The organism is Ensifer adhaerens (assembly GCF_002940685.1).
In the GTDB taxonomy this organism is placed as follows: Bacteria; Pseudomonadota; Alphaproteobacteria; order Rhizobiales; family Rhizobiaceae; genus Ensifer; species Ensifer adhaerens_E.
Genome location: NZ_PNFP01000007.1, coordinates 61,019 through 75,095, shown reverse-complemented (window position 1 = coordinate 75,095; position 14,077 = coordinate 61,019). Strand labels below are relative to the sequence as shown.

10 protein-coding genes are annotated in these 14,077 nt (G+C 62.2%); 1 reads left to right on the top strand and 9 read right to left on the bottom strand.

All coding sequences use genetic code 11. The features are described 5' to 3' along the window. Positions 1–131: 131 nt before the first annotated feature. Together C1A35_RS15195 and C1A35_RS15190 are read right to left on the bottom strand one after the other, a co-directional pair. Positions 132–596: a cyclic nucleotide-binding domain-containing protein gene (locus C1A35_RS15195; protein ID WP_077964228.1), complete on the bottom strand. Its 465-nt coding sequence runs from the start codon at positions 594–596 to the stop codon at positions 132–134. A gap of 89 nt (positions 597–685) precedes the next feature. Continuing rightward, positions 686–3,376 (bottom strand): ABC transporter transmembrane domain-containing protein, encoded by a 2,691-nt coding sequence (locus C1A35_RS15190; protein WP_104665133.1) that lies wholly within the window; start codon positions 3,374–3,376, stop codon positions 686–688. Positions 3,377–3,679: 303 nt separating this feature from the next. Between C1A35_RS15190 and C1A35_RS15185 the strand changes: the two genes are divergently transcribed. Beyond that, entirely contained in the window at positions 3,680–4,354 is a 675-nt protein-coding gene (locus tag C1A35_RS15185) for an SAM-dependent methyltransferase (RefSeq protein WP_104665132.1), read from the top strand. A gap of 58 nt (positions 4,355–4,412) precedes the next feature. On the opposite strand, the gene C1A35_RS15180 is transcribed toward C1A35_RS15185, so the two are convergent. The 7 genes from C1A35_RS15180 to C1A35_RS15150 all read right to left on the bottom strand — a co-directional run bounded on the left by C1A35_RS15180 (position 4,413) and on the right by C1A35_RS15150 (position 14,048). Next, positions 4,413–5,549, bottom strand: a complete 1,137-nt coding sequence (locus C1A35_RS15180) for a glycosyltransferase family protein (RefSeq protein ID WP_199772944.1) — start codon at positions 5,547–5,549, stop codon at positions 4,413–4,415. Next, positions 5,549–6,793: a glycosyltransferase family 4 protein gene (locus C1A35_RS15175; RefSeq protein WP_104665130.1), complete on the bottom strand. Its 1,245-nt coding sequence runs from the start codon at positions 6,791–6,793 to the stop codon at positions 5,549–5,551. Before C1A35_RS15175 ends, C1A35_RS15180 begins: the two co-directional genes overlap by 1 nt. Positions 6,794–6,797: 4 nt before the next feature. Next, positions 6,798–8,015 carry a glycosyltransferase family protein gene (locus C1A35_RS15170; RefSeq protein WP_104665129.1) on the bottom strand — a complete coding sequence of 406 codons (1,218 nt, stop codon included), beginning with the start codon at positions 8,013–8,015 and terminating at the stop codon, positions 6,798–6,800. 70 nt (positions 8,016–8,085) lie between these two features. Beyond that, positions 8,086–9,261 (bottom strand): ABC transporter permease, encoded by a 1,176-nt coding sequence (locus C1A35_RS15165; RefSeq protein WP_104665128.1) that lies wholly within the window; start codon positions 9,259–9,261, stop codon positions 8,086–8,088. After that, positions 9,258–10,256, bottom strand: a complete 999-nt coding sequence (locus tag C1A35_RS15160) for an ABC transporter permease (protein WP_104665127.1) — start codon at positions 10,254–10,256, stop codon at positions 9,258–9,260. Before C1A35_RS15160 ends, C1A35_RS15165 begins: the two co-directional genes overlap by 4 nt. A 1-nt stretch (position 10,257) precedes the next feature. Then, on the bottom strand, positions 10,258–12,159 hold the full coding sequence (locus C1A35_RS15155) for an ABC transporter substrate-binding protein (RefSeq protein WP_104665126.1): 1,902 nt from the start codon (positions 12,157–12,159) through the stop codon (positions 10,258–10,260). Further along, complete coding sequence (locus C1A35_RS15150) at positions 12,156–14,048, bottom strand: ABC transporter ATP-binding protein (protein ID WP_104665125.1); 1,893 nt, start codon at positions 14,046–14,048, stop codon at positions 12,156–12,158. Before C1A35_RS15150 ends, C1A35_RS15155 begins: the two co-directional genes overlap by 4 nt. Positions 14,049–14,077: the final 29 nt, after the last annotated feature.

The window sequence follows — 14,077 nt, the reverse complement described above, 5'->3', positions numbered from 1 at the left end:
GTTTCTCTAACCCATATCCCGGCGAAGCGGAATCGATTTTGCGAAGGGCTCGTATGCCCAAGGCGAATGACTGCCCGCGTGCGCCATGGCTCGCATTTTCCGGAAAGATCGCGCCGGCGCCAAGGAGAGGCTCAGGCGTCTACAGGCTCCCGCGGACCGCGGGCCTCGCTCAACTCCGCCGTCGTCTGCGCAAGGCGGTCGGCGAGAACACGCATGATTTCCACTGCCATCTCGGGGAAATCGGCCAGAAGCTTGAGGAAATCGTCTTTGCGGATGCGCAGGGCTTCGAGCGGTGTGCTGGTGCGCACCGTCGCGGTGCGTGGCGTGTTACAGAGAATGGCAATTTCGCCGACGATCGAGTTCTGCTCGACTTCTGCGATCTTGAAAGGCCCACCCGCCGTATTGATGAGCACCTCCGCCTTGCCGGAAAGAATGACATAGGCCGCATCGCCGATGTCACCCTGATAGAACAGCGCTTCGCCGGCGCTGTACATGACCCGGTCGGACGTGAAGGCCAGAAGTTTCAGCTTCGCCGGCGGCAATCCTGAGAACAGGGTTATTCGGCGCAGCATTTCGACTTCATCTTTGAGCAACATCACAATCCGTGTCTCCGAGTTCCCGTCGGGAGCAACTTGCCTCCCGCATCGGCGGGACCATATGCTCGTGCCCTGACATTAATATTACATCAAGATGCCATTTCCTTATAGTCAGGTCGTTCATCCACATGGGCGTCGTTCACCAGGCGACCGTTTTCGAATTGGGCGACGCGGTCGAAGAGGTCCGTCAGCGCCGGATTGGCAAGGACCCAGACGATCGCCGGGTCTCGCCCGCTCTGATCGAGCATAGCAAAGACATTGCGGACGACCTGCTCCTGGACGCGCTGGTCGAGCGCCAGCAGCGGCTGATTGAAGATGTAGTAGTCACAACTGCGGATCAGCGCGCGCACAAGGTCGAGCTTCTGTCGCTGCGCGGCCGTCAGTCGTTTGCCGCCGGCGCCGACATTGTAGTCGAAGCCGAAGGCGAGCACTTCGTTGTAGAGGCCACCCGCCTCGAAGAGATCCCGAACGATGGCACGGATTTTCTCCGAGCCGTCGGCGTGTTTGTGACCGATACGCCCGAAGAGCACGTTGTCAATGATGCTGCCGGAGGCGATGAAGCGGTTCGGACGGTAATGCTCGATCATGCCGGCGAGATCGGCCGGCAAGCCTTCGTCGAACTCGCGCCGGGCGGCCACGATCTTTGCCATGATCTCGTCGGTCAAAAGACCGAAACGGTGCCGTGGCTCGATATAATCGAAGCACAGTCTTATCACCTTGATCTGATCGTCTTCCGACACCTCGCCCTTGCCCTTCGTGCGGACCTTCTGGAGGATGGCTTCATAAACCGGGATTTCCTCGGCGGTCATGAAGGTCAGCTGCTGGAAGAACGGGTGATCCGGAGGCAGGTCGCGGAACAGTTCGACGACGTTCTCGGCGATCTCGATGCCCATCTCGTAGAAGGCATCGCGCAGGCCAACCCGTTGCAGGATCGACTTGAAGAACGGGTGGTGCTCGAGCGCATCCGCCCACATCGCCTGGTCGGTGATGGTGCCGAAGAGCATGTTTTCACCGATCGTCGCCTCGACATTGTAGGTCCCGGGCTCGAAGAACACGACGAGATCGCTGAGCTTTTCCTTCTCGAGACGTTGCCGGAGCGCGCTGCGCATCTCGACGATACCAGCGGCAAACTCCGCGTGCCGGTGCGGATCGATGGTCGAACGCACCGCCAGCGCCATGACGTCGTTGGTCAGAAGCACGGCGTCGAGAACCGGCCGGATCTGCACCAGCAGATCGTCCGGCCCGCTCGCGCCGGCGGATTGATAGTCGATCCAGTCGCTTTCAACGTCGAGATGCGGATTGCCGGCGAGCCTTGCCTCCGTCACCTCCCACTTGCGATGCGATGCGCGTTCGCCCTCATAGACCTGGTTCGTGAGCGGCGCGTGTTTCAGCCCGTAGAGGATGTTGTCGCCGAGACTGCCCTGGAAGACGTAGACGTCGGACGAGGCGTAGGCGATCCGCCGACCGGTCACCGACTCGGGCATTTCCAGAATGTCCTGCCCCCCGACGACGACCTTGCCGCTTGCCGGCCAGACGAGCCGGCCGAAGGCCTCGGCGAGCACTTCGCCGCCGCCCATCAGCGCCACCTTCTCGCCCGGCTGCACTTGCAGCGACACGTGGTCGAGCAGGGTCGAGCCGCCGTCGTCGATCACCGTCAGGTTGACGGCGGCAAGCGGGCCGGCGAGCGGCACGGCAGCGGTCGTCGCGACCGCCTGGACCTTCGGATCCAGCAGCGTGTCGACGCTGAACTGCTCGACCACCTGCGCATATTTTACCTGGACGTCCTGACGGGCCTGGTCCCAGTCGATCAGTTCCTTCAGCGGACCCGGCAGGTCCTTGTAGGCGCCGATGACGGCAACGAGCTGACCGATGTCGAGGCGACCCTGCAGGGCAAAATAGCCGCCGATCGCATAGAACAGGAACGGCGTGACCTGCGCCAGGAAGTTGTTGATGAACTTGACGAGGAATTTCCACTGGTAGAGGTCGTAGCGGATCTTGAAGATCCGGCCGAGCCGCGCCGCGATGTCGGCGCGCTCGTAGTTCGACGTGTCGTGGCCGCGGATCGCGCCGATACCGTCGACGATTTCGCTGACGCGGCCGGAGAGCTCGCGCGCCGTCAACTGCCGCTCGCGTCCAAGCACGAGGAGCCGCTTGCGCATGCGCGGAATGATGACCGCCTGAACCGCGACGATCAGCGTTGCGATCAGCCCGAGCCAGAAGCTCTGCAGGATGATGAACACGAGCGCCGTCAGGGCTTGGCCGCCGAGCAGGGCGGGCGAGACGAAGGCGTCGCCGGTGAAGCCGCCGAGCGGCTCGACCTCGTCCTTGATCATCGTCGCGATTTCGGCCGGCTTCACACGCTTGAAGTGGCTGGGCGGAAAGCGCAGCACCCGATCGACGAGCTCGAAGCGGATGCGCCGCAGGAGCCGTTCGCCGAGCCGGCCCTTGAAGGTGTTGATGTAGAACTTGAAGAGCCCGTTGACCACCACCAGGGCCAGGAACACCAGGCTGAGGGCAAGCAGCATGCCTTCGCGGCCGAGCTGGAATCCGTCGAAGAGGTTGATCGTACCGACATACGGCAGGTCAAAGGATATCGCCAGGAAGGCCTGCGTGGCCTCCGGACTGTCGAAGCCATCGCCCTGGATCGGTCCGTTGACGATCTGCTTCGGCAGATCGAAGGACAGGAAGTAGGGGATCATCGACAGCGCGACGACAACCAGGATCCAGAGCTGGTCCTTGCGCGTGTGGGTCCAGATATAGCGGGAAAGGCGTGGTTCCATGTTACTGGCGATAGGACCCTATTGAACACGACTGCTGCTGGCGGGCTGGGTGCCATATGACCCCAGCACGCATCACTCTTCGGCGACGCCTCCGGATGGGTGCCTTGTGGCACGCGCTCGTGGAGGCACGCCTGCATATTCCGCCCGGCGCCGAATCCGGTTGATCGATTATGCAGGTGCGAGGGAAATCTGCAATGGACGCGGTTTCCAACAGGCGGCCTTGTCGTCAACCGGCAGAGGTCGACGCTCCCGAAAGCACACGCCGTTATTGCACTCGCTCGGTGCGCAGCTTACAACGACGGCATGAAACACACCAGCCACCACCCCTGCCAAACCAGCGATTGGTACGAGCATGCCTTTGATCTGACGCGTGGTATAGCCACCTACACGCGCAGTCCGCTGATCGAAGGGATCGGCCGGGTGATTGCCAAGCACCCCGACGCCCATATCGCCAATGCCTTCAATCACAAGCAGGTCGCCTGCAAGGTCTGGGCGCGCGATACGCTCTTTGAGGTGGCCGGCCCCTCCTACGGCAGGATTGCCATCCTCGGCGGCTGGTACGGCATCCTCGGCGCCATGCTCTTGGAAGACCGGCGCTTCGACGTGGCCGCCGTCGACAGCTTCGACATCGACGCGGACGTCGAAGCCGTTGCGCGGACGCTGAACGCCGCCTTCCCGGAAAAATTCCGTGCCGTGACCGCCGACATGTATGCGATCGATTACGCGGCGCTGGCGGCGGACCTGGTGATCAACACGAGCTGCGAGCATATCGCGGACCTCAAGGCGTGGCGCGATCGCATTCCGGCCGGAACGCGGGTGCTGCTGCAGTCCAACGATTATTTCAGCGAGCCGACCCATATCAACTGCGTCGCCTCGGTCGACGAATTCGCCAAGCAGGCAGCGTTGACGACCGTCGAATTCGCCGGGGCGCTGCCGACCAAAAAATATACCCGCTTCATGCTGATCGGCACGATCTGATCGGGCCCCCTGATCGGGCCCATTTGAGGCTCTCTTCCCCGCCGCTCGCGGCGCAGTTTCAAGCGCACGCGTGGCGATCGAGGATTTCGGCCGTCTTCATCGCACCGTCGAGATCGAGCGGCGGAATGTCCGGTTTCGGCCGCTCAAGCATCGCCTCGATATCGCGCGCCAGCCGCTCCGGCGTCACCTCCGCCTCGGGCAGAACTCCGGCAAGGCCGAGCTTTTCAAGCCTTGCCGCGCGGGTCGACTGTTCCGTCTCGCCACCTGCGACGAAGGGGATGAGCAGCGACGCACAGCCGGCGCGGAAGATGTCGCAGACGGTGTTGTAGCCGGCCTGGGAGACAGAGAGCCGTGCGCCCGACAGCAGGCTCGCGAAATCCTTGCGAAAACGGAACAGCTGCACGTTTGCCGGCGCTGCGGCAGCAAAGCCCTCATAGTCGTCCTGCGGCAGGTTCGGCCCGGTGATCAGGCACCATTTAAGGTCGCTCGCCAGCAGCCCGGCCGCCTGCAACGCAGCGCCGATCAGCTCCTTGCCGACCGCGCCGCCGCCGGCCGAAACAAGAACGTCGAACCTTTCAGCCGGAGGCTCAGGGGCATGGCCGGCCACAAGACCGGTATAGACGATCTTGTCTTCGATCTCCGCTGTATAGGGATAGGTCTCCTCAAGCCGCGCAAAAGCAGGATCGCCATGCACGAGCACGAGGTCGAAATGCGCCCTGACCACATCGAGGGTTTCCTCGGCGCGCCCGGGCTTCGTCCGCTCCTGCAGGATATCGCGCAGCGACGCGGCGACGAGAGGCCGCGGATCCTGCTTCTCGATCACCTCCAGCAGGGGCATCAGTTCGAAACGCATCTGGCGGCGACCGAAGGGAAAAGCCTCGAAGATGACGATGTCAGGTTTGCAGGCAAGGAATGCCTCGATCAGGAGATTCCGGCGCTTTTGCTTGAAAGCCTCGCTGACCGGGTTTCCCTCGCCATCGGCAAGTCCGGTAAACCCCTTGTCGCCAGCCAGCACCGGCGGCAAGGCCACGTGTTTCACATCGCTTGCCGGGAACCCGGGCACCGGGCTGCCGCCCGTCACGACGGTCACGTCATAGCCTTTGGCCGCCAATGCGCTCGCGATCCGGCTTGCGCGCGCGAGATGGCCGATGCCGAGCAGGTGCTGTACGTAGAAGAAAACGCGACGTGCACGCATCAGGCGGCGCTCCATTCGCTGGCAAAGAGGCCGGCGAGTTGTTCGATGCTGGTATGGTGGTCGAACTGCCCGCGGACCTTGCGCTCCGCAGCGTCGCCGAACCGGTGGCGAAGGCCTGGGTTGCGGATCAGCTCCTCAAGCGCGATCGCAAGCGCCTCAGGGTCCTCGGACGGAACGACGCGACCGTTTTCGCCATCTTCGAGAAGTTCCGGCACGCCGGATATGGCGGTCGAGACACAGGCCAGCCGCTGGCTCGACGCTTCGACGAGCACGTTCGGCAACCCGTCCCGGTCGCCGTCCGCGGTGATCCGGCAGGCGAGCGCGAAGACGTCGCTTGCCCGATAGTGCGCAAGCACGTCGGTCTGGTCGAGCGCGCCCTTCCACAGGACGCGGTCCGCGATACCGAGCTCTTTTGCCAGGGTTTTCAACTGCCCCGTCAATTCGCCCGCACCAATATGCTCGAACTGCCAGTGGAGGTCGGCCGGAAGCCGGGCGAGCGCCCTCAGCAACACGTCGTAGCCCTTCTTGCCCACCGCACGGCCGACACTGACGATGCGGGCGGGGTCCGCCGGATCGGAACCCGTTCGGTCTGAATGCGTGCCGTCGAAGCACGGGAAGCGATCGAGGTCGAGGCCATGATAGCTCAGGTGAACCCTCGTCTTGTCGCTCGCAAGGCTGCGGAGATGTTCGTAACCCATGCGCGTACAGGTCACGGTCCAGCGCGCAAGGCCGAGCTTTTCGGAAAGCTCCCAGTCGGGCGAGGTCCAGATGTCCTTCGCATGGGCCGAACAGGTCCAGGGCGTGCCGGCGATCACGCTGGCATAGGCCGTCACCGAGGCGGGGGTATGGATGAAATGGGCGTGCAGCCAGCGAGGCTCCCCCGGCCATTCGGCGGCGAGCACCAGCGCCTGGCCGAGCCGGCGAAAACGGTTGCGGCTGAAATCGCGGGGCAGATCCTTGAGGAACAGGCCGAGGGCGCGCCAGAAACCAGGTTTCGGCAGGCAGCGCACAAGGCTGTGCAAGACCCTTAGCGGTTCCTCGTGCAGGTATTCCGGCAGGTAATGGACGTCGGCGCGGATTTCGTCATGGACCGGATGGCGCTTGCCGTCCGTCGGACGCCGCAGCGAGATCAGGACGAGTTCGATCCCGGCGCGCTCGAGGCCAAGCAGTTCCTGGGCGATGAATGTTTCCGAAAGACGCGGGTAGCCCTTCAGCACGACTGCAATCTTGCGGTCTGTCGGCAATGCTTCAGCTCGATTTCTTCACGATGTTCAGATGGTCGCCGGATGATCGTTGCAGCCATCTGCTGACGATTTCGGAGATATGCACAAGACCTTCCAGCCGCAGGCCGTTGGCGCTGCTCTTCGACGGTGGCGCGCGATAGGGCAGCGCCTTGAGCGCCGCCGCCAGCCGCAGCGGATCCTCCGCTTCGTTCGGCAGCAGCATCTCGACCAAGCCCAGCTCGGCGGCACGGCGCGCGCGGATCAGCTGCTCCTCGCGCGGCTGGATGCGCGGCACGATCAGCGCCGGCTTGTCGAAGGAGAGAATTTCGCAATAGGTGTTGTAGCCGCCCATCGCGACAACGCCTTTCGCGCCGGCAATGAGTTCCTCCATGCGGTTGTCGAACTCGATCACCTTGATATAGGGGATCTTGCTGCCCTTGCGGATCAGCTTCTCCCGCTTCTTGACCGGCATGTAGGGGCCGAGCACGATCAGTGCCTTGTGGGTAAGCTCAGGGTCTTCCTGATAGGCGTGAATGACGTCGTGGATGAGGTCGGCTCCGTCGCCGCCGCCGCCCGTGGTGACGAGGATGTAGTCTCCCTCAGGCTTGTGGCCCGGCAATTCCGCGCGCGGGACGCTGCGCTGCAGGAAGCCGACGAAGTTCATCCGTTCCCGCACGGCCGGCGGCACGTCGAGTTCGGTCAGAGGGTCGTAGAAATCCGGCGGGCCATAGACCCAGATCGTGTCGTAATACTGCTCGATCTTGCGCATGGTGTCGCGCCGCTTCCACTCCGCCTCCAGAAGGTGCGGCGCATCCATGACTTCGCGCAGGCCGAGGACCAGCGTCGTGCCGTGCGCTTTCAGGTAGGTAAGCGTCTCCTCGACCTCGCCGCGCAGCCCCATCGGCTCCTTGTCGACGATGAAGATGTCGGGTTTGAACGTCTCGGCCGTATGGCGAATGATCGCCTGGCGCATCTTCAAGGTCTCGTCGAGTTCGATGTGGCGATCGAGCGAGGTATAGTCGCCATTGTGCAGCTTGATGACGCTCGGGATCTTCACGAAATCCACGCGCGCGCGGTAGTCGAAGGCGCCCGCGATCGTCGCGCCGGAAATGATCAGGATGTTCAGACCCCGATAGTCTTCCACCAGCGAATGCGCGATCGTGCGACAACGCCTCAGGTGTCCGAGCCCGAACGTGTCATGGCTATACATGAGGATCCGGGCATCTTCGAAACGCCGCATCATGCAAGAAACCTTTCGCTCAGGGTACGATGAACCGTTTCACGCTGGCAGTACGGCTGCGTCAAACCGGGCTTCATTTGTAGGGATCGGCCGCGTCACGCAACCCATCTCCCAAGAAGTTGAACGCCAAAATCACAAGAATGACCGGAATTGTGGGAAATAGGAGCCAGGGATAGAAGGCAATGACGCTGACGCTTTTTGCCTCCGTCAGCAGAATACCCCAGCTGGTGATGGGCGGCCTGAGACCGAGGCCGAGGAAGCTGAGCGCCGTCTCGCCGAGGATCATGCCCGGGATCGAGATGGTCGCGGTGGCAATCAGGTGCGACATGAAGCCGGGGACGAGATGCCGGCCGATGATGCGGCTGCTCTTTGCGCCCATCAGCTGGGCCGCAAGCACATAGTCCTCCTCGCGCAAGGCCAGCAGCTTCGAGCGCACGGCGCGCGCAAGACCGGTCCAATCGAGCAGACCGAGGATGATGGTGATCGCCAGATAGATGAGGATCGGACTCCAGGTCGCCGGCATGATCGCCGCCAGCGACAGCCAGAGCGGAATGCTCGGGATCGACTGCAGCACCTCGATGACGCGCTGGACGATCAGATCGAAGACGCCGCCGTGATAGCCGGCAAGGCCGCCGATGACGATACCGAGCACGAAGCTGACGGTGATGCCGAGCAGACCGATCGTCAGCGAAATGCGCGCGCCATAGATGATGCGCGACAGCACGTCGCGGCCGAGGCGGTCCGTTCCGAGGAAGAAGGCCTGGCCGTCCTTGGCCGGGCAGACGAGGTGCACGTTGCTTTCGAACAGCCCCCAGAAGCGATAGCTGTCGCCGCGGCAGAAGAAGCGAAGCCGCTGCACATCCGTGACGTCGTCGGCATAGTTGCGCTTCAGCGTATCCATATCGAGCGTCATCGTTCGGCCGTAGACGAACGGCCCGACAAAACTGCCCTCATGGAAGAAATGCACCGCCTGCGGCGGCGCATAGATGAAATCCATGTTGCGGGTGTGCAGGTTGTAGGGCGCCAGGAACTCGCAGATGAGGATCATCAGGTAGAGCGCGGCAAGGAAGATGCCCGACACAAGCGCGAGCCGATGGCGGCGGAACTTCCACCACATCAGACGCAGCTGGGACGCCTGATTGACGCGGACCTGCTCGTCCGTCATCGCCTCGACGGAATAGGGATCGAACGGGGCTGTCGATACGTAGTGCGGCAGGGGCTCGCCGGGCGCCGGGAGAAATGACGTCACTTGGTGCTCCTGCCTTGCAGCCGAATTCGGGGATCGAGAATGGCGAGCGCGATATCGGAAATCAGCACGCCGATCACGGTGAGGAAGGCCAGGAACATCAGGAAGGACCCGGCAAGATACATGTCCTGGCTCTGCAGCGCCTTGATCAACATCGGGCCGGTCGTTTCGAGCGAAAGCACGATGGCGGTGATTTCAGCGCCTGAAATGATCGCCGGCAGGATCGACCCGATATCCGAGATGAAGAAGTTCAGCGCCATGCGCAGCGGATATTTCACCAGGGTGCGCATCGGCGACAGCCCCTTGGCGCGCGCCGTCACCACATACTGCTTCTGCAATTCGTCGAGCAGGTTGGCGCGCAGGCGCCGGATCATGCCGGCGGTGCCGGCCGCACCGACGATGATGACCGGGATCCAGATGTGTTCGAGGATCGATTTTGCCTTGGCCCAACTCATTGGCTCTGCCAGGTACTTCTGGTCCATCAGATGGCCGATCGAAATCCCGAACCAGATATTGGCGAAGTACATGAGGATCAGCGCCAACATGAAGTTCGGGATGGCAATGCCGATCAGCCCGATCAGCGACAGGCCATAGTCGCCCCAGCTATACTGGTGGGTTGCCGAATAAATGCCGATCGGAAAGGCGATCAGCCAGGTGAAGATAATCGTCACGAAGGAGACGAGGATCGTCAGCCACAGGCGGTCACCGACGACATCACTGACGGGCAGTTCGTATTCGAAGGAGTAGCCGAAATCGCCCTGCAGCATGCCGCCGACCCAATGGACGTAGCGCAGCAGCGCCGGCTGGTCGAAGCCGTACTCCTTCCGGAGCGCCTCGATCTGCTCCATGTCGACGCCTTCGCCCTGGGCCTTGATCTCGGCAATGTAACTTTCGAAATAATCGCCGGGTGGCAACTCAATGATGGTGAACACAAGAGCGGAAATGATGAGCAAGGTCGGAACCATTGCCGCGATACGCCAGAGAATATAACGCAGCATGTCAGCCTTCCTGCTCGATCCAGAAGGTATCGGGTTTATAGACGCCGAAATAGGCCGTGGGATCGAAGCCGTAGAGCGCCGTCTCCGGCACATTCACCAGCTTCTTGGCAACAAGGATCGGCTGCAGCGATGCGTTGACAATCCCGATCGAGAACACCTGATCGGTATAGATCGACAGCATCCGCCCCCATATTTCGGCACGCTCGGCGTCTTCGGCCGAATGCCGCCAGCGCTGCAGCAGCTCCGTCAGCTCGACGGCCGCCGGCAGATCCGGCGCCTGGCCCATCTCTCCGTGCGAAAGATAGTTGAGCCCCCAGACCGGCCATTGCAGTTGGTCGTCGGCCGTCGGAGCCAGTTGCCCCGGGTTCATGTCTGCCGTGGGCACGCCATTGTCGATCCCGAACCACATCGACATGATGATTTCACCACCGACGGCGCGACTGCGGAACGTATCGCGCTGCGAGGTGCGGATGAACAGGGATATGCCGATCTTCTGCCAGTAGTCAGTGATGAGCTGCAGCACGTCCGTCTCGAGCGTGCTCTCGCCAGCCGTCTCGACGACGATCTGCGCCGCCCGCCCGTCGGGCAGTATCCGGATGCCGTCGCTGCCGCGCTTGGTCAGCCCGACCTCGTCGAGCAGGGCATTCGCCTGGGTGGGATCATGGGCAACCCATGCATTGGCGTATTCCGGACGGAAGAGCGGGCTGTCGGGCAGCACCGTATCGGCGCTCTCCTTGGTCAGCCCGTAGAAAACCGCCTTGTTGATTTCGGTGCGATCGATGGCAAGCGACAGCGCGCGACGAACGCGCACATCCTGCAGCAGCGGTCGCCAGACCGGATCGGAGCAGTTGAGATTGGGCAAGAGCGCCAACCGCGACCCTTGCGTCTTCTTCCAGAGCAGCACCTTTACCGGATACCGCTTTTCGGAGTCCTTGAGGAACGTGTAGTCGACAAAATCGATGCCCGTTGCCTGCAGGTCGCTTTCGCCGGTACCGGTCTTTGCCGGTATCAGTGCAGACGAGCTGACGCTCAGCACGAACTTGTCGATATAGGGCAGTTGCAGCCCGTTCTCATCGACGCGGTGATAATACGGATTGCGTTCGAAGACGAACTGTTCGGCAGGCAGTGGCGTGGTGTTGCGCCAGGGGTCCAGCGTCGGCAGGTCCGGATTCTCCGGACGATAGGAGCGGGCCATGCGCATATGCAATTGGCTCCACTTTTTAACCCTCTCCTCCTTCATGAGGGCTTTCAGCTTGTCCTCTTCCTGGTACTTCTCATGGAACTGCTTGAGATAGGCCGAAGGCATCGCCACGACCAGCGGCTGCGGCCCCGCCAGCTTCTGCAGGAAGTCCGGATTGGGGGTCGACCAGGAATAACGCACGGTGCGCTCGTCGATGACCTCGAACTTGCCGGTCTCGCCATCCATGACGAGCGCCGTCGGCATGCCGGCCGGGCTCAGCTTTTCATTGTTGAGAACGTCCTCCCAGCAATAGCGGAAGTCCTCGGTCGTCAGCGGCGTTCCGTCGGACCATTTGTGCCCTTCCCGCAGATGGAAGGTGAAAATGCGATCCTCGACGGTTTCGTAGCTTTCAAGGATGTCCGCCTCGAGTTTCAGCGTTTCATCAAAGCCAACCAGCCGGGCATAACCATAGACGGTCATCAGCCGGATATCCTTGGCGCTGCCGATCAGCATCTGCACGACGCCGCCATACTTGCCGGGCTTGCGTCCCATCGCCGCGACATTGATGACGCGGGGCGTCTTGGGCAGCCGCTCGGCAAGCGGCGGCAGCTTGCCGTCGGCAATCAGTGTTTCCAGGAATGCCGGCTCGCCGGCAGCGGCAAAGAGCCGGCTTGGAAGAGCCACGGTTGCAAGCAATGCCAGTACAGTTCGACGGGTGATCATGGTCGCAACTCCCTTGCATCCACGGATCGACGCGCCAACACAAAATGATCGCCACCGAGATCGGCAGGGGTAAGCGCGTCACTGGCGTCATCTTCGCGGAACTGAGCGCCCCAACGACGCATGTCGGAACCTTCGCTGTCCTTCAACCTGTCGAAATCGAGCGGCCGGTCCAGATCCGGGTAAGGTACAGCCGCCAGCAGCGATTTGGTATAGGGGTGTACCGGCTTGCGCATCAGCACCTCGCGCGGCGCAACCTCGACAATGCGGCCCGCGCACATGACGGCAATGCGATCCGCCATGTAGTCGACGACGGCAAGGTTGTGCGAGATGAACAGGCAGGTAAGCCCAAGCTCCTTCTGCAGGTCCTTCAGAAGGTTCAGGATCTGCGCCTGAACGGAAACGTCGAGTGCCGAGACCGGCTCGTCACAGATCAACAGTTCCGGAACCAGCGCCAAGGCGCGAGCAATGCCGATACGCTGACGCTGGCCGCCAGAAAAGCTGTGCGGGTAGCGGTTGATGAAGCGCTGGTCGAGCCCGACCGCCTGCAGCAGCGAGCGCACCATCTCGACACGCGACTTTGCCGTACCGCGACCGTGGATCTCCAGCGGCTCGCTCAGGATGTTCTTGACCGTCATGCGCGGCGAAAGCGAAGAGACCGGGTCCTGGAACACCATCTGGATCTTCGAGCGCATCGCCTGCAACTCGTCGCCCTGCACCTTCAACACGTCAACCGGCCCCTCGCCATTGTCGAAGGTCACCGAACCGCTGTCGGGCGTCACCGCGCGCATCAGGATCTTGCTGACGGTCGTCTTGCCGCAGCCGCTTTCACCGACAAGGCCAAGGCATTCGCCGCGGCGGATGTCGAAGCTGACGTTGTCGACGGCGCGGTGATGCGAACTCTCGCCGCCGCCGAACCACGACGACTTCCGCGTGCCATAGGTCTTCGAGACATTGCGCACGGACAGGAGGACTTCCGGCCCTTGACGCCTGTCGGCCGCCGACGTGCCAAGCAGCGTTCCGGCCTTGACGGGCACCTCGCGCAACGCCTTCAGCCGTTCTCCCGGCTTCATGTCGAAATGCGGAACGGCGGCCATCAGCCCCTTGAGATAGGGGTGCTGAGGGTTGCGGAAGATTGCTTCGACTGGGCCGGCCTCGACGATCTGACCGTGATAGATCACCACGACCTCATCGGCCATGTTGGCAACGACGCCGAGGTCGTGGGTGATCAGCAGCATCGCCATGTTGAGCTTCACCTGAAGCTCGCGCAGCAGTTTCAGGATCTGCGCCTGCACCGTCACGTCGAGCGCCGTCGTCGGCTCGTCGGCGATCAGCAGCGCCGGTCGGCAGATCAATGCCATGGCAATCATCGCGCGCTGGCGCATGCCGCCGGAAAGCTCGAACGGATACATGTCGTAGGCGCGCTTCGGATTGGCGAAGCCGACATAGCCGAGCAACTCTTCGGTGCGCGCGCGGCGTTCGGCCTTTTCCGCGTCCGTGTGGATCTTCAGCACTTCGGAAATCTGGTTTCCGATCGTGTGGAGCGGCGACAGCGACGTCATCGGCTCCTGGAAGATCTTGCTGATGCGCGTACCGCGCAGGCTGCGGATTTCCTCCCCTTCCCGCTCCAGCGAGAGCAGGTCGGTCGGCTTTGCCGCCGTCGTCGGGTCGTTGAACAAAATTTTGCCACCAACCTTGGCGACGTTGGGCAAAATGCCCATCACCGCCTGGCTGATTGCGGATTTCCCCGATCCGGATTCGCCGACAAGCGCCGTGACCTTGCCGGGCAAAATTCTGAAATTCGCGTTATTGACGGCTTGAACTTCGCCGCCGAGCACCGAGAATGTGATCCGCAGACCTTCAACTCGAAGCAGGTCCGCCCCTGATGTCATAGCAGCACGCTTCCCTCATTGCTTTTTAT